The 22907-nt window shown below is 57.1% G+C and carries 11 protein-coding genes; 8 read left to right on the forward strand and 3 right to left on the reverse strand.

The features are described 5' to 3' along the window. Positions 1–326: 326 nt before the first annotated feature. From ACGY09_RS21865 to ACGY09_RS21880, 4 genes are all read left to right on the forward strand, one after another. Complete coding sequence (locus ACGY09_RS21865; protein ID WP_373652854.1) at positions 327–1172, forward strand: hypothetical protein; 846 nt, start codon at positions 327–329, stop codon at positions 1170–1172. Between the two features lie 100 nt (positions 1173–1272). After that, the gene (locus tag ACGY09_RS21870) at positions 1273–2043 is read left to right on the forward strand and encodes an SDR family NAD(P)-dependent oxidoreductase (protein ID WP_397569428.1); all 771 of its coding nucleotides are present in this window, start codon (positions 1273–1275) and stop codon (positions 2041–2043) included. A 518-nt stretch (positions 2044–2561) separates the two neighbouring features. Then, positions 2562–6398, forward strand: coding sequence for a tetratricopeptide repeat protein (locus ACGY09_RS21875; RefSeq protein WP_397569429.1), 3837 nt, complete (start codon positions 2562–2564; stop codon positions 6396–6398). Positions 6399–6620: 222 nt separating this feature from the next. Further along, positions 6621–7793, forward strand: coding sequence for a sialidase family protein (locus ACGY09_RS21880; RefSeq protein WP_397569430.1), 1173 nt, complete (start codon positions 6621–6623; stop codon positions 7791–7793). Between the two features lie 188 nt (positions 7794–7981). Here the strand turns inward: ACGY09_RS21880 and ACGY09_RS21885 are convergent, their stop codons facing one another. From ACGY09_RS21885 to ACGY09_RS21895, 3 genes are all read right to left on the reverse strand, one after another. Continuing rightward, positions 7982–9136: an NADH:flavin oxidoreductase/NADH oxidase gene (locus ACGY09_RS21885; RefSeq protein WP_397569431.1), complete on the reverse strand. Its 1155-nt coding sequence runs from the start codon at positions 9134–9136 to the stop codon at positions 7982–7984. 516 nt (positions 9137–9652) lie between these two features. Then, positions 9653–10147 carry a DUF1269 domain-containing protein gene (locus ACGY09_RS21890; protein ID WP_397569432.1) on the reverse strand — a complete coding sequence of 165 codons (495 nt, stop codon included), beginning with the start codon at positions 10145–10147 and terminating at the stop codon, positions 9653–9655. 204 nt (positions 10148–10351) lie between these two features. Beyond that, positions 10352–11032, reverse strand: coding sequence for an ABC transporter ATP-binding protein (locus ACGY09_RS21895; RefSeq protein ID WP_397569433.1), 681 nt, complete (start codon positions 11030–11032; stop codon positions 10352–10354). Positions 11033–11372: 340 nt separating this feature from the next. On the opposite strand from ACGY09_RS21895, the gene ACGY09_RS21900 reads away from it, so the two are divergent. The 4 genes from ACGY09_RS21900 (at position 11373) to ACGY09_RS21915 (ending at position 22762) form a co-directional block, all read left to right on the forward strand. Beyond that, positions 11373–16664, forward strand: coding sequence for a hypothetical protein (locus ACGY09_RS21900; protein ID WP_397569434.1), 5292 nt, complete (start codon positions 11373–11375; stop codon positions 16662–16664). A gap of 58 nt (positions 16665–16722) precedes the next feature. Then, positions 16723–17760, forward strand: a complete 1038-nt coding sequence (locus ACGY09_RS21905) for a prenyltransferase/squalene oxidase repeat-containing protein (protein ID WP_373652846.1) — start codon at positions 16723–16725, stop codon at positions 17758–17760. A 635-nt stretch (positions 17761–18395) separates the two neighbouring features. Further along, positions 18396–21770 (forward strand): beta strand repeat-containing protein, encoded by a 3375-nt coding sequence (locus ACGY09_RS21910; protein WP_397569435.1) that lies wholly within the window; start codon positions 18396–18398, stop codon positions 21768–21770. Next, a complete protein-coding gene (locus ACGY09_RS21915) occupies positions 21767–22762 on the forward strand; it encodes an NAD(P)H-dependent glycerol-3-phosphate dehydrogenase (protein WP_397569436.1) in 996 nt (331 codons plus the stop codon). Before ACGY09_RS21910 ends, ACGY09_RS21915 begins: the two co-directional genes overlap by 4 nt. Positions 22763–22907: the final 145 nt, after the last annotated feature.

A 22907-nucleotide genomic window follows, 5' to 3' on the forward strand; every position in this document is an offset into this window, starting at 1 on the left:
CGGAACAGGTGCCTGTTCTGTCCCAAATGCCTTAATTCAGGGGATTTTCAGGCCTTTGGCCGAAGTTTTTAATTTCTGTGGCAGTTCCGAAAATTGAGTCCTGAACTGCCTGAACACCCGTCTGGGCGGCGACATCAGGCGGCCGTTCGGCAGCGTTCGCCGATCCGCGAACCTCTCCTCTGTCAGGTGCCGCAATCGGGGTGTGAAACGAACGTTCTCGTCTTGTTGCGATCGCCCCATCACATTTACTGTCACCGGCTCAGATCGAAGGGCGTTCATGACATCGTTCGAGTGTCAACGCAAACCGAGTTTCAGGCAGAAGAACCATGATCCAACGAACTTACTTCGTCATCATCGCACTCCTGGCGTGGGCGTATGGGAGCTGCTCGCTGGCCCAGGAAGTTCGTGTCTACACCACGATTCGTGACCTTTCCGGACCACCAGCGCCGTCTCGAAGCGACTCCAGCCGAGTCGTCGTTCGCAGTCTGATGCTGTTCCACGCGGGAAAGGTTTATGACTACATCGAACCTGCGGGCGAGGTGACGATCTTTGAACTGGCTCATCGTCGTTTCACCGTGTTGAACCCCCGTCGGCAGCTCAGCACTGAACTCACCCAGGATGAGATCCGTCAGTTCCTTGGTCTCGCAGAAGACGAAGCGCAAAAGCGCATGGCCGCACTGGCGGAAGAAGCTTCGGCCTCTTCGTTAAAAGCACAACAGGTGCTGTGGTTCCAGTTTCATCCCGATTTCGAAACCCGTTTCGAACCTGACAAGCTGCAACTGTCGCTCACGGCTGAACACTACCAGTACAACGTCGAAGGGTTTAAACCAACCTCGCCTGAACTGGTTGAGCAGTATCTGCATGTTGCCGACTGGATCGCGCAGTTTAACTCTGTCCTGCATCCGCAGTCACTATTCCCCGCCCCTCGCATGCGACTCAATCAGGAACTGCGAACCCGCGAACTGCTGCCACTTTCGATCGACCTGCGGGCCGAGACCGAGCCGGTGCTGCACTTGCAGGCACGGCATGAATGGACCTGGAAATTCCAGAAAACCGATCGGCAACTGATTGCCGACTGGGATAAACTGCTGCGGGATCCCAATCTCCGTAAGGTTCCTTTCCGTCAGTTCCAGCAGGAGATGTTGCGGACGGAGCTTGCCCGCAAGCGATGACATCCTGAACGGGTGAAGTGAGTTTGAATGCACAACTCGGAAGCCGTACCTTGCCTGCTTCAGACTGTCATTCAAACCTTCAGCCTACAAGGAACGCTCGATGGCTTCTCCGCTGTTCGATTTGACTGGAAAAGTGGCGCTCATCACGGGGGGCAGTAAAGGCCTCGGCAAGGCGATGGCCCGTGGATTCGCGGAAGCGGGGGCGGACGTTGTCATCTGCAGCCGTCACGCTGATGAACTCGAACAGGCACTCCCGGAAATTCTCGAAGGAACGTCCGTCCGGGGCCGTTCCTTCGTCGTTGATATGACGAACCGGAGTGAAGTCGACGCGCTCGCGAAATCGGCGCTGGAGGCGATGGGGAAGGTCGATATCCTCATCAACAATGCGGGCTCGAACGTCCCTCAACCGATCGACGCGATCACTGACAAGGACTGGGACCGGATTGTGGAACTGAACCTGACGTCCTGCATGAGTCTCTCTCGTGCGTTAATTCCGCAGATGAAGCAGCGCCAGTGGGGCCGGATCGTTCACATATCGTCGGTCATGGGGCTGACATCGAAAGCGGGACGCAGTTGCTACTCAGCGACAAAAGCGGCCTTGATTGGCCTCGCGAGGGCGATGGCCCTGGACCTGGGCCCGTACGGCATCACCTGTAACTGTATCGCTCCTGGCCCGTTCCTGACGGACCTTCCGGCAAGCGTCCTCAGTCCTGCCGAACTGGACGAATTCGCCACCCGGACCGCTCTGGGACGCTGGGCCGATCCGAGAGAACTTGCCGGCCCCGCACTGCTGCTGGCCAGTGACGCGGGGAGCTACATCACCGGAACCACCTTAGTCGTCGACGGCGGCACCCTTTGCAAGACGTTCTGACAGCCTGCCTGTCGGAGAACGATTGCTGGTGACGGAACAGACTCGGTTCCGGCACGCAACGGCAAACCCAATTAGCAAGAATGGCCCTGTCGGTTCCCCGGCCGGGCCATTCTTATTGACACCCTTAAATCGTTCCGGCGAGACCTTGCGCCCGGAATCGCGGTGAATGCAGTTTTTGACTGCTCGTGCAATTCAGGCGGGCAGCACAACTCTGCAGCAATTACGATTCAGTACTGATAGGAAAAAACGCTCCGGATCGTTCTCTTCGTCCGGTTTAAAGTCAAGAACATTGACGGGGAAGCGGATTATGAAGTTAGTGGGATAAAAAACCCCTGTGACTCCCTGTTGCGGCGCGGCATCTTATATCTTGGGACCCTAATCAGGGGTTCCAGTAATAGTACGGCCGCTTGTAGATGCATTCTGTGTGATTTAGACTGTATTGCCCTACTAGCCGTCGGTCCGACGTTATTTCAAGCTGGAACTGAAATCTACTTTGACACCCCTCCCGTGGAACTCAAATGAGTGGTCGTGAAAAATCGATTGAAGGTGTGCCGACGCGCGGTTCCAAAAAGTCGACTGGAGCCGAGAAAAAGAAAAGAGCGGGCTGGGAGCGGGTGCTGGTGTGGGGCGGCATCCTGACATTGCTGGTGCTGGTCCTCATCGAAGGGACTTCGTCGAAATTTTACGGAGAGACTTCAAAGTCGTTCGAATCCCGATTTCGGATCCCGGATGGAGGCAGGGAACGACCGACCGTGCCTCTGGCGGAAGCGACTGGGCACATACGTGGTTTTCCTTTCAAGCGCGAATCGGGAACACGACCGAATCGGCGAATTGTCTACTCATGGCCCAGCTTCTTCCGAACGTTCAAGATGGTCATGAACGTTAATGACAATAACGAGGTTGTCAGCGTCGATTCCCACGGTTCCATTGATGATGTGCCTGTCCCTGCGAGTAACGCAGCGGCAGAAATCGAAGCGAAGTTCTATCTCAAAGGGAAACGGGTTAAGACTGGTGAAAACGTCATTGAACTTGCCCCCCCTGAATCCCCGGATGGAAACCAGTTTGTCAGCTATTACGGGTCACTCGCTCGCGAACTCGTCCGCCAATCTGTGTTGATGGCGGCACGCTGTGAGATGGGACTACGGACTCGTGACTCAAACTTTGGAGAGGTCCTGCTCTTCGAAGCTGGCGAGCCCCGTTTTCCGCTTCAGGTCTCTTCGAAAATCGATCATCGGAATCAGCAGCAAGGCCCTCTTTGTGTCATTGAAGTGAGTCGTACGCAGCCTGACGGCAAGCATTTTCAGTGGACAAAGGCAATTCCGTTCAATGGGGCCGATCTGGAAGACTTTGTCAGTCAACTCGAAGCGCTCTCTCGAGGAGACTTCATTCAGGCGTTGCAGGACGCGGGATTCTCGCTTCGAACGAGAGCGATTGTCGATTCCAGTTCCAGTAGCACAGTTGCTTCGAAGCGCCCCAGCGGTCGCCCAAAGCTCGACGCCATATCGCAGTTCGCGGAACTGCGCCGCGTGAGTGCCGAGTTCGCCGCAAACGGAGAGTCTGACGCAGTTCTCGAAGGTTTGATTGAAGCCTATTCCAACCTGGGCAGTCTGACGGACCACTACTGGAGTTCGATGCCGAAGAGCTTCAAAGCTCGTGCGCTGCTGTTCGCGCAACGCTATGTTGCCCGGCGTGGATCGACACCTGCCACGCTGGCCTTTCGAGCCTATGCACGTGCCCTGGCGGGACGCCATGTGACCGCGTTGGCTGATGTCCAGGCGGCCAGATCGATCGAAGGGGGGACCGCTCCGGCGTGGCTGAACCTGATCGAAGCGTATTGCGCTTACAAACCTGATGTGCTGCAGAAAACAAAAGGGGATGACAAAGAGCTGTCACTTTATCTGCTAATGCGCATCTCTCAGCGAATCGGCAGCAAGAAGCAGGCCACGAGCACCATCACCCGATTCCTGGAAGTGAATCCCGCGTCGTTCAAGGCGCTGCTGTTGCTCTGCGAAACCTACGAGCTTGGAAACTACAGAGCGGTCACCGAAGCCGGATTTGATGTGACCTGGAGTTCGACCTATCCAAAGTTGCAGGCGATTTCGGATCTTCCTCCCGCAGCACTCCAGATTGCCACGACGCAGAGCGCAAGTCAGCAATTCGATCCAGACAATGAATACCGCTCCCGCATCGCTTTTATCGACGCGCTGCGAGCTGCTGGGGGGGATCTCAATGACGAGAGCGAGCCTTCCTGGAGCATGTTGGCTGAGATGCTGGAGGAGACGACGTTCACTCAGGTGGTTCACACTCTTTATTGTGAAGATGTGATGTTGGGGATCAGTGCCGAGAAGTCGTTAGAGAGACTGAGGCCGCTGGTTGAATCTCATCGGTGGATCGGCTTTCTGGATGCCTTCACTGATGATAAGAAATTCGGTGCCGCGCAGATGTCTCAATTTGCCAGAGATTTCAAACCAGGAAACTATGAGCATTCAATGCTCCTGATGCTGGACGTGCTTAGTCGAACGGCGCCGAGAGACGACTACGCACAATTCTTCCCCAAGACTCTGTTGAACTTTGATTTTGTCTACGAGGACCTCGTCAAGGAAATACGCTATCAGTCCGCTCCGCCCACTTCGATTGCTCAATGTCTGAGAAGTGTCAGCCCGCACCAACCTGCTACGGCGGCGGTCTTGATTGAACACGACTGGGAAAATGCAAAGCTCCTGGCCCCTGAATGGGAGGTGACATATGCCAAGTGCCCCAATGTGATGATTAAGCTGGCCGAAAAATTTGAAACCCTCAGAAAAATGGAAGACGCGGTGAGGTGCTTCAAAAAATCGATCGACTTGGAGCCGACGTATGCCGCGTATCGGAAGTTGGCCGACGTCTATTACTGGCAGGGAAACTTGACTGCGTATCAGGAGACGTTGGAAGATTCACTGGCTTTACCTGATTTCGGACTGGAACGCTCCAATACTGAGGGGAACCTGGCCACCTTTCTGATGCGAAAAGGTGACTGGGAGGGGGCGCAACCGTACGCCGAAAGGGCCGCCGGAAGCTACTCCAGCACTGGATTGTTAACCGCGGCACACTGTGCTGAAGGGTTAAAAGACTGGCAACGTGCCGAGGCTTATACTCGCGCCGCTTCGGAACGCTATCGCGGAAGTGAAGCAGACTGGTACATCTGGTGCGTGAGGACCGGTCATGGAGATGTCCGCGCAGCACGAGCTCTGGCCGATCAATACTGGCAATCGTTTGTTCCGCCGTTGTCGCAAGCGCAGTCGGATTCCCTCTTAGACCGTTATCTGATGGACGGGAAGCTGACACAGGCGCTGGAAATTGTTCGGCAATTTGAGATCGAACCGATAAGTCTAATGGATACGGTTGATCTAAACCTGGATCCCCGCAAGGTCGTGCACGGAGCTTTGATTGCCGATGAACTCAACGAGTTCGCACTGCGCGACAAGTTGTTGAAGGCAGTACCACAGGCCACCATCTCGCGCGGAAGCGATCAGTTGATTGAATTTGCCAACCTGATGCTACGGGCCCTCAAAGAACCGGACAAAGTTGAGTGGGACGGGAAGGCGTTCGACGAGATCATGGCTCGGGCCACTCGTGATGAGGTGACCTTCCTCTACTTCGCAGCAGGGAAAACGCTGTGGAATCGCAAACAGATCGAATTGGGACGTCCGTACCTGGAGGCGGCGGCAACGTCCTTTTCCCTGGGAAAACGCTCATGTATGTTCGCGGCTCAAATGTTGCGATCGCAGAATCTGCCGGTTGGCCACACGCGCTTGTCAGAATTGCCTGACGATCTGGAGGCGGTTTGCTCAAAGTTGCAGAATGTGGGTAATCAAGTCTTACTCCGCAACTACGAAGAGGCTGAGCGTTACTTGAAGGAGGCCGAAGAACTCCGCCCCGGCTTTAGTGCTATTCATAATGCTAAGGCACACTTGGCGACGTCACGTGGCCGCTTCTCTGAGGCCGTACAGCACTTTGAAGAGGCTGTGAAACTCAATCCTGACAGCGCCTATGCCCACTCGCAAGCCGCCTGGATTCTGGCCACCTGCCCCGACGACGCCGTCAGAAACGGAGCCGCTGCCGTTGAGCACGCAGAAGCGGCGTTGCGACTACGTCCAATTACGAACTATTTGACGCATACTTGCCTTGCTGCAGCTTACGCAGAGGTCGGTCGATTCGATGAGGCCTATCGGCAGGAGACGATGGCGATTGACCTTTCAGACTACGCTTCGAAAAACCACGACCGGCTGATGCAGTATAATAGAAAGAAGCCGTTCCGTGATCAAAGTCTCTTAGCGGAACCCTTGCATTCGGAAGGTGCGGCTGCACAGGAATAAGCATAACACTGCAGCCGGTACCCGATGCCCCGCCCTGCCATGTCTCCCTGCCATCGCGTTGTCGTCGAAGGGGGGCTTCGTGAAGATCACACCTCAAGCGGCTGATTTGACTTCGTTTGTCTGGACACTGGTCAAGGTGACATCGCCTGTCTCGGAATGGTATCGTAGCCGAACTTTGATCTTCGCTTCTGCTGTCGACCGTGACGATGAGGGATGTCTGACATGGACTGCAAATTTTCGAGGCGCGCGTGCCTCCGGGCCCTTGCTGCAAGTGGGGTAGGTATTCTGGCGTCTCAAGGTGCCTGGGCAGACGACGTTCAGCGGGCACGTGTGACAGACCTCCGCGTCATTAGCTGGAAACCACCGCTTTACCATGGCTGGCCGACATTGGCACGACGTCAGAATGGAGAACTGCTGCTGACCTTTTCGGGGGGGCGAGAATCGCACGTTTGCCCCTTCGGCAGGCTGGAACTGATGAGGTCGCAAGACAATGGCCTCACATGGGGATGGCCGCAGGTCATCTACGACAGCCCGATCGATGATCGTGATGCAGGACTGGTCGAGACGACCCGGGGTTCTTTACTGCTGACCAATTTCACCTCGCTTTACTACGCGAAAGGCTACGAAGCGGCCAGGAAAATCGCGGCGGGACAGCCCGGTGCCTGGGATGCCGTCAAGCTCGACGAATGGCAGGCCGCTCACGAACGCCTGTCTCCCGAGGATCGCCAACGGGAAGAAGGGACGTGGATGTGGCGCTCGACCGACGGAGGCGTCACCTGGTCGTCGCGTTACGCCGTTCCCTGCAACAGTCCGCACGGTCCCATTGCCCTGAAGGATGGCCGCGTGCTCTACGCCGGGATTGGGTTGTGGAGCAAGGATCGCCCGGTCGGGGTCTGGGAGTCGACCGACGATGGCGTCAGTTGGACTCTGCTCTCGGCCTTTACTCCTCGCAAGGGAGACACGCTGGAAAACTACCACGAACTGCACGCGGTCGAACTCGATTCGGGCAAGCTGATCGTGCACATCCGAAACCATAACGCGGCCAACGCGCAAGAGACCCTGCAGACGGAGTCGACGGATGGGGGAAAGACCTGGTCTGAACCGCATCCTATCGGTGTCTGGGGCCTTCCCTCGCACTTGCTGAAGTTGCGCGACGGCCGTTTACTGATGAGCTATGGCTATCGACGACGTCCGTTTGGGATCCAGGTGAGAACCAGTCGTGACGAAGGGACGACATGGAACGCGCCGATCGTCCTGACAGACGACGGAACGAGTTCGGATCTGGGATACCCTTCCACGGTCGAATGCGACGACGGGACGCTGGTCACGGTCTGGTATGAAGTCCTGAACGGCTCTGACCTCGCCCAGCTCCGGCAAGCCCGCTGGAAGCTCTAGAAAACAATCTCACAGTAAGAAGCCATGGCCGACCGGTTCGTCCTTCAGGGATGAACCGGAACGGCGGCTTCTGTCTGCTGACTTGTCTCTGTGGGTCGTCATCAGTTCATTCGTGTGGGGGGCCGACCGACACACGAACGGATCGAGGGCTTACCTGGTCTGTCTTTCGCATCCATCCGTGATGCCGCTCATTTTGCTCGCCGTTTCACGGCGTAGCCGTACGAAATGGGCCAGGTCGGGTCTGCTCCCAGCTCGTGCTGAACCTTCAGCGTCCAGTAGGGCTCGCGCAGTAGCTCACGACCGATGAAGACCAGGTCAGAGTCCCCTCCGGTGATGATTTCGTTCGCTTCGGCGGTTTGCGTGATCAGCCCGACGGCTCCCGTCATGATGCCTGTTTTCTCACGAATCTGGCGGGCGAGTGGAACCTGATATCCCTTGCCGACAGGAATTCGGGCGCGAGGGACAAGTCCGCCAGACGAGACATCGATGAGATCGATTCCCAGCTCCTTCAGGCGGCTCGCCAGGACAATCGACTGGTCCAGGTCCCAGCCTCCGTCGACCCAGTCAGTCGCGGAAATGCGGACGAAAACAGCGAGGTCGGCGGGCACCACTTGTCGTACCTGTTTCGCTACACGCAGCAACAGACGCATCCGGTTTTCCAGGCTGCCACCGTATTGATCCGTTCGATGATTGCTGAGGGGTGACAGAAACTCGTGCAGCAGGTACCCGTGGGCGGCATGGATCTCGATCACTTTGAAACCAGCGGCAAGAGCCCTACGCGTGGCGGCTTCGAAGGCCTGTACCACACCGTCGATGCCAGCGGCATCAAGTTCGTGTGGCACGGGATTTCCCTCGTCAAAGGGGATCGGGCTGGGGCCAATGACCGGCCATCCGCCAACTGAATCGGAAAGCAGCCCTGCTCCACCATTCCATGGCAAATCACAACTTGCCTTGCGCCCCGCATGAGCGAGCTGGATTCCGGCGACGGCTCCTTGTGAGTGAACGAACCGCACAATCCGAGCCAGCGGTTCTGTGTGTTCATCACTCCAGATGCCGAGGTCACCCGGTGTGATTCGGCCTCCAGCGGTGACCGCCGTTGCTTCGACGACAACCAGCCCCACACCACCGGATGCCCGGCTCCCCAGGTGGACCAGATGCCAGTCATCCGCGAATCCGTCTTTGGCGACATACTGACACATGGGTGACATCACAACGCGGTTGCGCAGCGTCACGCCTCGGATCGTCAAAGGACTGAGCAGATCAATGTCGGGAATTTCCCGATCATGTTCGGTTCCTGAAGGGCAACCATGCGTGCCGCGGTCTTCCATTCTGCTGTCACTCATTTGATTCCGTTCCCTGCTATCTCAAGCACTCAAAAAAACGTTTCATCAAGGACATCATGAAGCAAATTACCGTTCCCGGAAGTTTCTCTTACACGATTCCAACAAAGGCTGATCGAACTCCGGGAAATTGACCGGCAGTGCCGTACCGAACGTGGTTGTCAGGCTTGAAGGGAATTGACTCAGTGGGAAGCTGCTTAACCTGAATTGGCCGATGATGGCTGGCTGAAGCACGAACCTGACGGACATCACCGACCAGCCGCGTGGGAAGAGTCGGTCAGAGTCGCACCGGCCTGGTCGCGAGCGACGTCTTCTTTCGATTGCGGATCAGGTTTTTCCAGGTCGATGGTGACGAAATGCGGGCCGGGGCGAGAAATTGGAAATAAAACGAAAGTCTCCCTCTCGGGGCCCAGTGAAGTGGCGACGGAGAGGGAGCGAACCAGGTCATTGACAAGTCGATGCATCGGAACGATTTTTGGGGCGCACCTGCGAATCCGTTTTCGGCCTCGCGGGAGTGTGCTACGACACTTTTTCAAGAGCGGCGCGGAGTTCCGCGTCAGTGTCTTTGGCAAGTGATGTCTGGAAAACTTTCCCCTTCCCGGCAAACTCTTTCAGTCCTTCCAGAACCTTGTCATATGTTGCCTTGCGGACAAGGATAAACAGGGCCGAAGTACCTGGCTTGAATGCTTCCGAGACATCTTTGATGGTGGTGTCGCTGATGCCGATGTCGGACAGCACGCCTGAAAGTGCTCCCGCTCCTGCTCCGGCAGCGGCTCCCAGAAGTGGGTTGAGGAACAGCATGCCAATCAGTGAACCCCAGAAGGCCCCTCCGACCGCACCCGCTGCTGTCAGATTGACCGCCTGATGGAGTTGGGCCGTCCCTGCAGCATCCTTTGTGACAACGACTGCATCTTCCAGTTCGATCAGATACTGATTCTGCATCTTGATCAATGCCGTCCGCATCTCGAAAGCGGTCTTATCATCATCAAAGACGATTACGACGAGATCACTCATGGTGTGTTCCCTGAGAAAGAAGTGAGAAGTGAAGGGGCCTGCAGTCTCAGGAAACTCTACAGCGTTTTTGTGGATAGCGAAACTGGATGGCTGGTTGGGGTCGCGATTTGAAAGCCGCCTGTCTGCGGCGAATCGTCATAGGGGGAGAGTTCTCAACCTCTCCCTCTTAAAGCCGGTTCCCACTCTTTGTCGCCGATACCCTGTTCAGGCTTTGGTTGTGGCTAGGGGTCGGTTGAATTCCGCGAGTTTCTCTATTCGGTCGAACTGAGCGGCGACTTCCTGGGCGTGAGTGACCAGCAACAACGAAACATGGTGTTCTCGACACGAATCCCGTAACAGGTCCAATACGGTCTGTTGATTAGCGACGTCGACGTTAGCAGTTGGTTCGTCGGCCAGTAACAGCCGGGGAGTGTTGGCGAGCGCCCGGGCGACGGAGGTCCGCTGTTGCTCACCGACCGACATTTGCGTCGGCTTGTGGTGCAGTCGGTGAGAGAGGCCAACGCGTTCCAGTAGTTGAATGGCTCGGGCCCGATCCGCTTTTCGGCCGCCAAAACTCATCCCCAGCAAGACATTCTCCAGCGCGGTAAATGCGGGAAGGAGGTTAAACGTCTGAAAGACGTAGCCAATACGCTCTGCCCGAAAACGATCTCTGGCGGCCTCCGAGAGTTTCACGATATCGGTGCCGCCAATCAGGACCTCGCCCGAATCGGCCGCCGTAATTCCCGCGATGATGTTCAGCAGCGTTGTCTTTCCGCCCCCGCTGGAGCCCACAAGCACCGCTTGTTCTCCTTGTCCCAGTTTGAAATCTGCCACATTCAATATGGGAACCCGCCCCCCGCTGGGGTCCCGATACGATTTCTTGACATTTTTGATTTCCAGCGACATCAAAATCCCTTCTTCATCCGACGCAGGTCGCAGCAGCCTTGTGTTTTAAAACAGGTACTGTCATTTCTCATCTTGTTCGGCATAGAATACGCCGAATCGGCAAAAAACTCGAATTGCCGATCGGAATTGAGTAATTGTCTACTCCGTTGCTTCTGTTTTCTCATCAAAAGGCAGCGTCACGTAAATCGTGCTGCGGGTCTTAAGCTGTTTATGCTTTTAGATTTAGATATTGGCAGCAAAGTCCCATCCGTCTGAGGAATCTCCGTCGCGGTGCATCGAACGCGTCCGCGTCCGCTTCCAGTTGTTCCCCATTTCAGGCCAGAACAGGCTCGGAGTAGCCATGTCCGCAGTCGCCCCCGGCATCCCGACCCAGATTGAACAGCAGTTGCTCGGTCTCGACAAGCAGCTTCGGGATGCGGCATTCATTCGTGGCGTGAGCCGTCTGATCGTGGGGATGGTTCTTTATCTCGCCGGTGTCGTGGTGCTGGATGCCTGGCTGGGGTTAAGCGGAACGATCCGCGGAGCATTACTGGGGGGCTGGGTCGTACTTGCGGTGGTGCTGATCTGGCGCGGCGTCCTTCGCCCGATGTGGGCTCCCGTTTCTTTCGCCTCACTGGCAGCCGTGGTGGAGCAGCAGTTTCCGGAACTGCGGGAGAGATTGACATCGCTCGTCGAACTACGGGGAAACGAAGGGACCGAGCTGGCTCCCGGGGCATCAAGGTTGATGCAGGATCTGCTCGCGCGACAAACGGTGAAAGCGTTCAAACATCTTTCAATTGACCAGATCTCGTTCCATCAGGGACCCCTCCGAGCCGCTTTGATCGCGGCCATCGCGGTGGTTCTGCTGTTGGCCCCATTCGTGTGGAATGCCGACGCTTACGGATTGCTCCTCAGCCGATTTTTCGCGCCGTGGGGAAATTTTTCGTGGGGGTCCCGGTGGATTTTGAACGTGGTCGAAGGGGACCAGGTTGTCGCTCGTGGATCGGATGTGCCGATCCACGTCAAAGTGACTCCGCGTCGCAATGGCCTCATCGTTAATCCCGAGAAATTTTCATCACTCAGGCTGAACTGGCGAGACGACCTGAACGGATCCGATCAGCGTCGATTCGTCTGGGATACACAGACAGAGACTTTCGTCACAACGTTACCTCGAGTTCAGCAGTCGCTGAGTTTTGACGTAACATCGGATGGAGCCCGGACGGGGATGCATCGCGTCGTCGTGGCCGATCCCCCCGTCATGACGCGGTTTCAGATGGAAATCGAACCACCCCCCTACACCGGTCTGCCAGCCCGGTCGCTGACCAGTGTGCCGCCTGAAGTCCGAATCCAGGAAGCCAGTCAGGTCTTGGTCTCGGTGGAGTTCAGTGAACCCGTCGTTGAAGCCCGATTGCAGTGGCCAAAGTCCCTTCCAGATGCCTCATCCCCCGTCGCTCCCCCTCGAGATGCTTCAGAGGTCGAGGATCTGATTCCCCTCACGCTGTCTGCCGACCGGACGCGCGGTACAGCAGCAGTGATGGCGCGTGTTTCCGGCGCGATCTCGATTCTCGCCTCAAATTCGTCGGGACTTCAGAATCGAGACCTGGCTCGATCGCTCTTCGTGACGCCGGATGAACCCCCGACTTTGCGACTGAGTGGCCCGGACCATCCCGTATTTGTCCGGCCTGACGAACTGTATGAGCAGCGCGCCGAAATTAATGATGACTTTGGTCTATCTGCTGTCGAGTTGTACATCGAGGCTTCGACTGGGATCGAGGAAATCCAGAAGGTGGCAGATGATCAACTGACCCCCCTGCCACTGGCTCACTCGTTTGCGATCGACTTGACGCGATTCAACTTAACCGGTGGTCAGATCGTAACGTATCGCATTCGTGCAGCGGATAATCAGACTGAAGCCGGACCGCAGGTCACCTGGTCAGCTCGCCGTACTCTGATGGTCAACACGAGTCTTCCGCAGCTTCCGGATCAGGAACTGGCAACGGAAATCCAGCAAATGGACGATCAGTTGGTCCAGTTGCGCGCGGATCTGGGAGATGTGAAAGATGCAATGACGCAGCTGCATCAACAGACCGAGCGAGAGGCGCTCGGGCGGGACGACCCGACTGACAAAAATGAACAGCTTGACTCCCTGCAGAACGAACAGAATGCGCTGCTCGACAAGCTGCAGGATCTGGGGGATCGTCTCGCCGAGCGGCTGATGACGTCGGAACTGGCTGACGCGACGGACCAGATTGCCGCTGAGGATTTACAGGTGGCCTTCGAGAAGCTGCAACAGGCCCATGATAAGCCCGCCCGGGACCAGCTCGAACCCATCGCGCAAGCAATCGACCGCCTGGGAGCTGCCGACAAAAAGTTGCAGACACTCGGCCGACATTTGAACGAACTGAACAAGCTGGAGCAGAACCTGGCGGAACTGTCCCGGCTTGCACAACGGGCAGAACGACTCGCAGAAGAATTGGAACGACTCGACGAGCATCGTAAGGGGACAGACAACCGGGCAGATGCCACGGCTTCAGACGAGACGGCTCGCCCTCAGGTCGAAGAACTGGCCAAACGGCCCGAGCTGACACAGCCCGCCGACCCGGCAGATTCCTCCCGCGACGAAGAGCCTCAGACGGTCGCGTCAGCTCAGAAGAGCCCTCCCGCGACGGTCCCGGATGATCAGGGGCACGAAGGGGAGTCTGTTCCTGCGGATCAGGAGGTTCGTCACGTTGACTTGGAAGTCTTGCAGAAGTTGAGAGACGAGGGAGAACAGCTCAGCAAGCGGATGGATGAATTGCTGAAAAACCACCCTGAACTTCTGGAGGCGGCACGGCGAGACAAGCAGCAACGACTCAACCAATTGGCCCAGCAGGCACGACAGCTTGCCCAGGTGCAGGACCAGCTTGCCATCGCGATGAAGCAGGAGGCTGATGTCGCCACAGGGGACAGTCCCCAGACCAAGCCTCATGCGGCGCCAGCGACGGATTCAGCGTCGGACGCCGAACCGACTGGAGAAGATCAGGCGAATCAGCAGCCCCGCGCGAATGATGACGCTTCCGCAGATCGCGCGTCACTAGAGACCGGTTCCGAGCCACAATCTTCTTCAGCGCGCCCGCAGACCAGCGCGTCTGACAATCCAAAAGGGACTCCATCACCCAACAGAGCGGAAGCAGCAACGGGTCCTCAAGGGGCGCCTGAGGGGCAAACCCCCGGCGACGATGTACCAGAGTCGAAGCAGGATGAGGGACCGGAATCCGGTCAGACCCCCGGTGCCGATGCAACTCACGAAGCGGAATCGAACGAGCAAGGTCGTTCCAAACCGGAATCCAGGGAAACGGACACCCGGAGCCCTGCTGGACAACAGGCGCGGTCTTCCGAGACAGAAACGAGGGCACCCGCGAGCGAGGGTGCGGAATCAAAGTCAGCCGAGTCCGGTGATGAGCAGGCTTGGCGTGAGCGGGGTGCGAAGGCGTTGAAGCAGCAGGAACAGATCACTCGTGCCGCCACTGAGCAGGCGATCGGTCTGCTGCGAGAGACCGGAGCAGACTCACCAGCGACGAAGGAGGCGGCCGACTTCGCTCGTCAGGCTGAGCTGGCTCGACAGCAGGCGCAGGGAGGGGAGTTGGCAGCAGCCGCGGAAACAGCGCGTCGTGCAGAAACGGCAGCGGACGCAACGCGTGAACAGTTGAATCCAGACGGCCAGTCCCCCACCCCTCAATCGCGTCAGGCAGAGCAGCTGGCCGAACAGCAGCGAGAGATGGCACGCGAACTGGAAGAGCTGGCGAAATCTCCCGAGGCGGTTCGGGGAGCCCGAATTGAAGCACAGCGTCGAGCCACCGCTGCGGCGCAACAGTTGTCGCGTGAGCTGGCGGAGACTACCGAGACGCTCAAGTCGGCCCCGCTGAAGGGGCCCGATACTCGTGAAGTGGCCGAGGCGGGAGACAAAGCACGTCGGGCGACGGAGCAGGCAGAAGCCGCCATGCGGAAAGCAGAGAACGCACAGGCCCAGAAAGACAGATCTGCTTCTGCCCAGGCTGCGGCCGAGGCGACGGAGAAACTGAACGAAGCCGCAAACGAAGTGAAGCCGACGCCCCCTCGATCGCCGGGTGTGACACCCGTCCCCGAACAGGTCGGGGCGAAGGTTGCCGAAGCGACTCGCCAGATCAAGCTGGCACAAATGAAACTCAGCCAGGAAAAGGCTTCTTCTTCTTCGCCCGACGGAAAGAAAGCCGGTCAGGAGCCACCACCGGGCAAGGATCCTGCGGCCTCGGCGAAGGAATCACAGGCAAAACCGTCTGACAAACAGGAAGAGTCGTCTCGCGATCAGTCCCAGCAACAGGCGAAGGCTGAAAAGAGTCAAATGGCTGCTGAAAAATCACCTGCCTCGTCAGCCTCAAAAGCCGGCCAGAAAAATTCCCCCCAGGAGAAATCCGCCGGTCAACAGCCCCAGAAGTCATCGTCGAAATCGGATGGCAGTGACGGGACCGAGGGCTCTGGAAAAGGTGGAATGAATGGTGAAGGGGACGGTGGTTCAGGACAGTCCCCGGGCGGTGAAGGAATGGGGGCAGGAAAGCCAGGGGGGCCCCCTTCGTCATCGGCCTTGCAGTCATCGTCGGAGTCGTCAGGCAAAGAGGGCGGGCAGGTGGCGGGCAAGGAGGGTATGAAAGGTGAAGACAGCGGCGACTCAGGACAGTCGCAGGGGGATGAGGGTCAAGCTGGTGAAAAGCCTGGCGATGCCCCCTCGTCATCTTCCCCAAAGTCTCCGTCGGAGTCGTCAGGCAAAGTTGGCGCAAAGGGGGCACGCGATGAGGGTATGAAAGGTGAAGACGGCAGCGATTCAGGACAGTCGCAAGGCAATGAGGGGAAAGCTGGCGAAAAGCCTGGTGATTCTCCTTCGTCGTCTTCCCCGAAATCACCGTCAGAATCGTCAGCTTCTCAAGCCGAGGGTGCTGTGGAGGGGGGATCGGCCCCCACAGCCGAGGGGCCCGCGAGCGGAAAAGAATCTCCCGCTGCTCCCTCCGAAACAGTCCCCGAACAGAGTCAGAGCAAACCGGGATCCGAGGAATCCCATAATTCTGATTCTTCGCCCCAAGGCGACGAAACAGATTCACCGATTCGGGGTGAAGGACAGGATTCTAGTAACCCTCCGTCCGAAGCGGGCTCCATGAAAGACCCTGAAACGAACAAAGCAGAGGACGAGGAGGATTCACCCCAAAAGCAAGCGGCTGCTTCGAACGAGTCTTCCGAGGTCGAATCCGCCGCCAGTGAAACGGAAGGTCCGTCTCAGCTGGCCGGTGCGGCGGAGCGGTTTCGCCAGTTTGCCAAATTGCTGAGGTCCGAAGAAGGAGCCAGAAGGAACTCGAAACAAAAAGGTCGTTCCCGAAATGACGCCCCTTCGGCAAGATCGCCCAGCAACGAACCGGCTGAGCCGTCGGGAAATGGTGGTGAGGGAGCGACTCCTGGGGGGACCACAGAGGGAGTCGATCTGGGCCAGCTCGAAGTCGAATTGCAGCAGCATGCCCGTCAGAACTGGGGTCGCCTTCCCGGCCAGTTGCGGACGGAAATCCTGCAAGGTGCCGGAAAGAAGTCGCATCCTGAGTACGCTGATCGAATCAAATCCTACTTTGAGCAAATCACCAGGCCCGCCAAATGAAGCGCGTGTTATCGGGTACCCCTTCGGTGGGGATGAGTGATTGTGAAGGAGAGTCTTGGTGCGATTTCCCGCATTTTGCCTGGGTTACGCGTTTTTTGGAGGCCTCGCACTCTGCCTGGTCTGTATCTCTTCCGCGATTGCCGTGGAAGATGAGGAGGTCGATGAGGCAGTCGTGAAGGCGCTCCGCTTTATTGCGTCGCGGCAGGCGGCGGATGGAAGCTGGCAAATCGATCAGCGGGGACCCTCCACGGCAGGAACGTCACTCGCCGTCATGTCGTTTCTGGCTGCCGGGCACGTCCCAGGGGAAGGACCCTACGGCGCCGCGATCGCCAGGGGAATTGAATACGTTATTCAGCATCAAGTTCCCAATGGGATGATTATTGACGCGCGGGGGCACGGCCCCATGTACGACCATGGGATCAGTACGCTGATGCTCTCGGAAGTCCTGGGAATGTCGGAGAAGCATTCGTCTCCTCGCGTCCGGGCCGCGCTGGAGAATGGAATCCGGCTGATTCTGAAAGCTCAGCAGGTCCGCAAAACTCCCCGCGAACGGGGCGGGTGGCGCTATCAATATAATAGTGAAGACAGTGATCTGAGCGTGACAGGATGGCAGCTACTGGCACTTCGCGCGGCAAAGGACATCGGGTGTGATGTGCCGATCGAACGAATTGAACTGGCGGTTGAGTACGTCAAAAAATGTGCAAACGGCCGCGGGTTTGGTTATCAGCCCGGTAGTGGCCCGACTTCCTCGTTAACGGCTGCGGGCATTTTGTGTCTTCAGGTCTGCGATCATCTCGACGATGCCGAAGTGCACAATGGAATTCAGTTTCTCCATCGCCAGCCCCTGCGAATTCAGGATAACTGGTTCTTTTACGGAGCCTATTACCACGCAATCGGCGCCTATAAATATGGTGGAGCGGACTGGGATCGAACCAAAGCGATTCTGTTTCGAGAATTGCTCGACAATCAGAGCCCTGACGGTAGCTGGACGGCAAAGAATGGAAATGAACGACCCTTCGGAATGGTCTATTCAACCAGCCTCAGTGTCCTGGCCCTGACGGTCGAGTACGGGTATCTGCCGATCTACCAGCGTTAAGATTCTGGACTGAGAATCGTGCGTCGCAATGATCTTGGGTATTGCTCTTGCGCTCCATGCGAGGATCCGCGTGGGAGGCAGGACTTCGCAGGAAAGCGCGACATAATCTGATTGCGTGATCTGCGGGGTGTCGCTGTTAACTCATTTGCTCAAAATGGCTTGCGTTTAGATTTCAAAGCGGTGAAGAGCCGCAGGCCTCGGTTATTGAGCCGAGAATGCGGGTGGGCGAGCCACTCAGCGTCGACCGCTTGCAGACCGAATCAAAAACCTTCGCGGCAACGCAGTCCTGGCGACGGACGAATCGCTCCGTCAGGCTTCAAACGGGGCGTGGCTCCGGCAGAATCTGCGGATGCCCGGTGAAAAAAGTGACTGAAATAAAAGCCTTTGCGAAAACCCCGCTGCACGGGATCAAGTCCGGGCAAGTCGGTCTCGACAGAACCGGGCTCAGAATTTATACCCCTGCCGATCCTGTCTGAGACTATCTCCGTCTGTTTCCCAGCTTCTTCAATTAATACGAATCTGAGCGGCTTTTCGCGAAGCAGTCTCGTGTTGAGACTCGTGCGATCCTCGCCCTCCAGATCGTCTTTGCGCACACCTGTCGCCGCTGCGATTGCGTGCGGAAAGGATGTTTACTGATGCCGGTGTTAAATCGATTCTGGTCAGGTTCTCTCTGGAACCAGTGCACAGCAGGAATCTGGCTGGGTGCTTTGCTCTCCCTCGCTAGTGACAGCGTCGCACATCGCGCGGCCAGTGCCGAAGACTGGGTGACAACTATCCGTGCCCAGTCCGACTCTCCTGATTTCCCTGAACCCATCAGCGAAGAGACAGACATCTTCAAGGAACGGGCGCTGGCGAGAGCACGGCAGGAACGTCTTCAATCGCAACAGAGAAAAAAGAAGCGTCCTCCCCGGACATTCAAGACCTTCTTCTCGATGACGACTTACGAACCAGTCGAAGTCGAGGACGGGATTGGGGCCATTGGTCGGATGAGCCACCTGATGGGCAAAACCTTCGGTCGTAATGACACGATCACACCGTTTGAAGTCATGCCCTACATGCTGGCGGACGAGCATTTTCTGTTTGCAGACGTCCGTGGCTTTGTTTCGAACCGGTCGCGTCTGGGGGGCAACTTTGGTCTCGGTTATCGCTACCTCAGCGAGGACTACAATGCCTGGGGGGGGGCCAGTATCTGGTATGACGCCGACGACACCTCAAAACGCCTGTTTCATCAGGTGGGTCTGAGCTTCGAAGGGTTGATCGATCGGTACGAACTTCGGTCCAACGTCTATATTCCTGTCACGTCCGAACAAACCTACTCGAGTTCGATCGGTGCGGAACGGATTGTCGGCCATCAATTGCTGTATGGGCAAGCGGTCGATCAGGGATCGGCACTGACAGGGGTCGATTTCGAAGTCGGTTACAGTCACCCGATCCGCGACCGCCACTGGTTGCGAGGTTTCATCGGCGGATACCACTTTGAAGGGGGAACCAGAGGCAACGTCGATGGGTTCCGGATGCGCGCCGAAGCGGTGTACAACAATGGTGTGACCGGGCAGTTGCTTTACACCAACGATCCACTTTACGGCAATAACCTGATGGCAGGTGTCTCGCTGCAACTTCCGTTCGGCAGCAACAACCCGGCAAGTGGCTGGAAACGAAATACGCCGAATCCGTTCCGGTTCGTCGAGCGAAATTACAACGTGATCATCAGCCACGACAAGTCGTATGAAAACGACAAAGTGGCGATTAATCCCGCCACGGGTCTCCCCTACCACATCGAACAGGTCTATCAGGAAGGACAGCCCTACTCCTCCGGGAACCCCTACTTCACTGGTGGCGGCGATCCCTACTTTGAACCATCGGGCGATGGGACCACGACAAATCCGCATAACAGTCTGAAAAACGCTCTGGCAACCGGGGCCGACGTGATCTTCGTCCGTAGCGGATCGATTATCAACGAATCTGTCACGCTGTCTGAGGGACAACAGTTGCTGGGTGAAAACAGTCAGGCGATGCCAGCACTGGCCATCGCTGGCGGCGGTTTCGTGAAACTGCCGAGCTTGTCGCAGTCGGCCCAGCTCGGGAACGCCACGGTCACGCCACGGTTCGAAGGGACGAATGGTCCTGCTGTCACGCTGGCCTCGAACACCCAGGTGTCTGGTTTCAACTTCAACCATATTGGCGGCAACGCCATTCAGGGAACGAACGCTGCTGACGTGACGCTACGCGATTTGACATTCACGCAGGTGGATGGCGACGCAATCAATCTGAATAACTCGTCCGGTGATATCACGATGGCCAACATCCAGATCAATTCGGCATCCGGCAACGGTGTCGTGATTGATGGGGGGAACGCCGACATTTCGTACGACGGAACGGGAAATACAATCACTGCCGACGGCGACGGGATTTCCGTCTCGAACACGCAGGGTGGTTCGCTGTTGATCAACAACGCGACGATCAAGGCCACGGGCGGTGCAGGATTGAAGATGAGCAACGTGGCGACGGATGCAACCATCGCCTCGCTGAATGTCGCGCACTCGTTCGGTCCTGCGGTGGCGATCTCGGGAACGACCGGAACTGTCTCGACCAATAATGGGGTCACGACAACCGATTACAACACTTACAACTTCCTCGGTTACACGACGATTACGTCTCCCAATGGAGCAGGATTCACGGTGAACGGATCGGATGCCATTATCAACGTTGATCACCTGAACGTGACGACGACATCCGCTTCACCTGCGGTTTCGCTGGTCAACACCTCCAGTGACGTAACCTTCGGCAACATGAACCTGACAACCCAGAACGCGACAGGCTTATACGCACGGGGTGTCTCCAAGCTGCAGGTCAACGATGGAACGTTGAAGACGGTCAACGCCCCGGCGATCGATATTCAGGGGTCGACCATGAATGCGACGTTCTCGAACGTCTCGGTGGACGGTGGTCCGTTCGGGATCAGCCTGCTCCAAAGCCTGGGGAACCTGACTCTCAAGGGGAACGGCACGCTGGGAAGCGGAGGCGTCATCCAGAACACCGAAAAGGGTGTGATCATCAATTCTTTCGGAATCGCCAAGCTGAGCTGGCTGGATCTGACCAACAATGGTGTCGGCATTCATTCGACGAAGTCCAGTCAACTGGTGCTTTCGAACGCACGAATCACCGGCTCGACCGGATACGCAATCGATTCGCTCAACGATTCGACACTGGTCGTGCAGAACTCGCTTCTTACCGGCAACGGAGCCGTCGGGGGTGGAACGATTCGTGTGCAGGCGGATACGACGGGAACGTTCAATTCGCAGATCTCGGGTAACACGATCAACGACGCCAACGGAACCGCGATTCTCTATCAGACACTGCCGAGCGGGACAGGGGCCTCGCTGGCCGCTTCGATTCTTTCCAACACGATCACCGCGTCCCAGGGAAGCAGCCCCGTGATCAACGTCAACTGGAGTGGTCCTGAAAGCGTCCGTGTCTCTAACAACACGATCTTCGCCCAGGGGACCGGGATGACAGGTGTCCTGCTTCAGGGGACCTCGACCACGGCGTCAATGACGGCCCAGGTCGATGGGAACACGATCACATTCGCTGGTGCCCAGGGAACCGGGGTTTCTGTGATCGCTGCCGCGACGTCGACCTTGAACATCGCCACCAACACGGTGACGTTCGGGGGCACGGGTGGAACGGGGCTTCGGTTCTCGCTCAGCGGGACCAGTACCGACTACATTGCTTCGAACATCATCACGGACAAGGCGGGTGGTGCAACCGGGATGTTGTTTGACAAAGTGGCGGCAAATTCCCGCATGCAGATTGATGGCAACACGATCAACCTGCTGGCGAACGACCTCACCCCGCACTACGGAATTATGTTCACCAACATCACCCCGACGGTTCAGTTCATGGGAACCGTCAACAACTTGATCTATAATGCAAGCACTCCTCAAACCCTGTTCTCGGCACCAGTGAATTCGTACACCGGCGGATTCTACATCAACGGTTATCTGCAATGACAACGAAGATTACAGTCCTGGGCAATGGCGCAATGGCAACGGCCTGTGCAATCCTGCTGGCCGAACACGAAGATCAGCAGGTCTGCATCTGGGGACGCAATCCTGACCACGTCGCACAGATGCAGAGCACGCGTGAGAATCAGCGCTTGCTCCCCGGCGTCAAGTTGCCTGAGCAGGTCTGGATGACGTCCGAGATCGAGCTGGCATTGAAAGATTGTGAGTACATCGTTGCGGCGATCCCGACTCAGTTTCTGCGTGCCAGCTTGATGGACATGCGGCCGTATCTGAACCGTAACCGGCCGATGATCAGCGTGATCAAAGGAATCGAAAACGAAACGTTCATGCGACCCAGCGAGATCATCACCGAGGTGCTCGGCAGCCGAGCGGTGGTGGCGGTCGGTGGTCCAAGCCACGCAGAAGAAATTTCGCGGCGGATGCCTGCGACGGTCGTTGCCGCCAGCGGGGATCTGGGACTGGCTCGACAGGTCCAGCGGATGTTCAACACCGAGCGATTCCGGGTCTATACGAATCTTGATCTGATCGGTGTGGAACTGGCGGCGGCGTTGAAGAATGTGATTGCCATCGCAGCAGGAATTTCGGACGGCCTCGGTTTTGGTGACAATGCCAAGTCATCGCTGATGACTCGCGGATTGGTCGAGATGACCCGGTTCGGTCAGCGATTCGGGGCGGAAGCGACGACGTTTGCAGGTCTGGCGGGAATGGGAGATTTGATCACCACTTGTGTCAGCCCGTATGGGCGAAACCGTGGAGTGGGCGTCCGCCTGGGAAAAGGCGAAACACTGTCCCAGATTCTGGTCAGTATGGACGCCGTCGCAGAAGGAGTCGCAACAGCGAAGAGCGTTTTCGATGTGGCCGAACAGGAAGGAATCGAAATGCCGATCACGAGCGAAGTCTATCGAGTCCTGTACGAAGATCGTTCCGCCAGCGATGCCACCCGCGCCTTGATGCTGCGACCGCTGCGCGCTGAATAGGACTGCCTTATCTGAGCATCCGCACGAATGATTGTGCTGAAAATTCGCCTCGCACTGACTTTGGAAAAAGTTCGGTGCGAGGTTTTTTCATTGGGTGGGTGCGCGACAGAGTTTCAGCAGGACTGCAGGATCGTGAGAGACCGGG

Origin of the sequence: Schlesneria sphaerica, assembly GCF_044336245.1 — a bacterium.
Lineage (GTDB): Bacteria > Planctomycetota > Planctomycetia > Planctomycetales > Planctomycetaceae > Schlesneria > Schlesneria sphaerica.

Bases quoted from the DNA above. Each gene is read 5' to 3' on its own strand.
- ACGY09_RS21865 (WP_373652854.1), top strand. From the start codon at position 327: ATGATCCAACGAACTTACTTCGTCATCATCGCACTCCTGGCGTGGGCG.
- ACGY09_RS21870 (WP_397569428.1), top strand. From the start codon at position 1,273: ATGGCTTCTCCGCTGTTCGATTTGACTGGAAAAGTGGCGCTCATCACG.
- ACGY09_RS21875 (WP_397569429.1), top strand. From the start codon at position 2,562: ATGAGTGGTCGTGAAAAATCGATTGAAGGTGTGCCGACGCGCGGTTCC.
- ACGY09_RS21880 (WP_397569430.1), top strand. From the start codon at position 6,621: ATGGACTGCAAATTTTCGAGGCGCGCGTGCCTCCGGGCCCTTGCTGCA.
- ACGY09_RS21885 (WP_397569431.1), bottom strand. From the start codon at position 9,136: ATGAGTGACAGCAGAATGGAAGACCGCGGCACGCATGGTTGCCCTTCA.
- ACGY09_RS21890 (WP_397569432.1), bottom strand. From the start codon at position 10,147: ATGAGTGATCTCGTCGTAATCGTCTTTGATGATGATAAGACCGCTTTC.
- ACGY09_RS21895 (WP_397569433.1), bottom strand. From the start codon at position 11,032: ATGTCGCTGGAAATCAAAAATGTCAAGAAATCGTATCGGGACCCCAGC.
- ACGY09_RS21900 (WP_397569434.1), top strand. From the start codon at position 11,373: ATGTCCGCAGTCGCCCCCGGCATCCCGACCCAGATTGAACAGCAGTTG.
- ACGY09_RS21910 (WP_397569435.1), top strand. From the start codon at position 18,396: ATGCCGGTGTTAAATCGATTCTGGTCAGGTTCTCTCTGGAACCAGTGC.
- ACGY09_RS21915 (WP_397569436.1), top strand. From the start codon at position 21,767: ATGACAACGAAGATTACAGTCCTGGGCAATGGCGCAATGGCAACGGCC.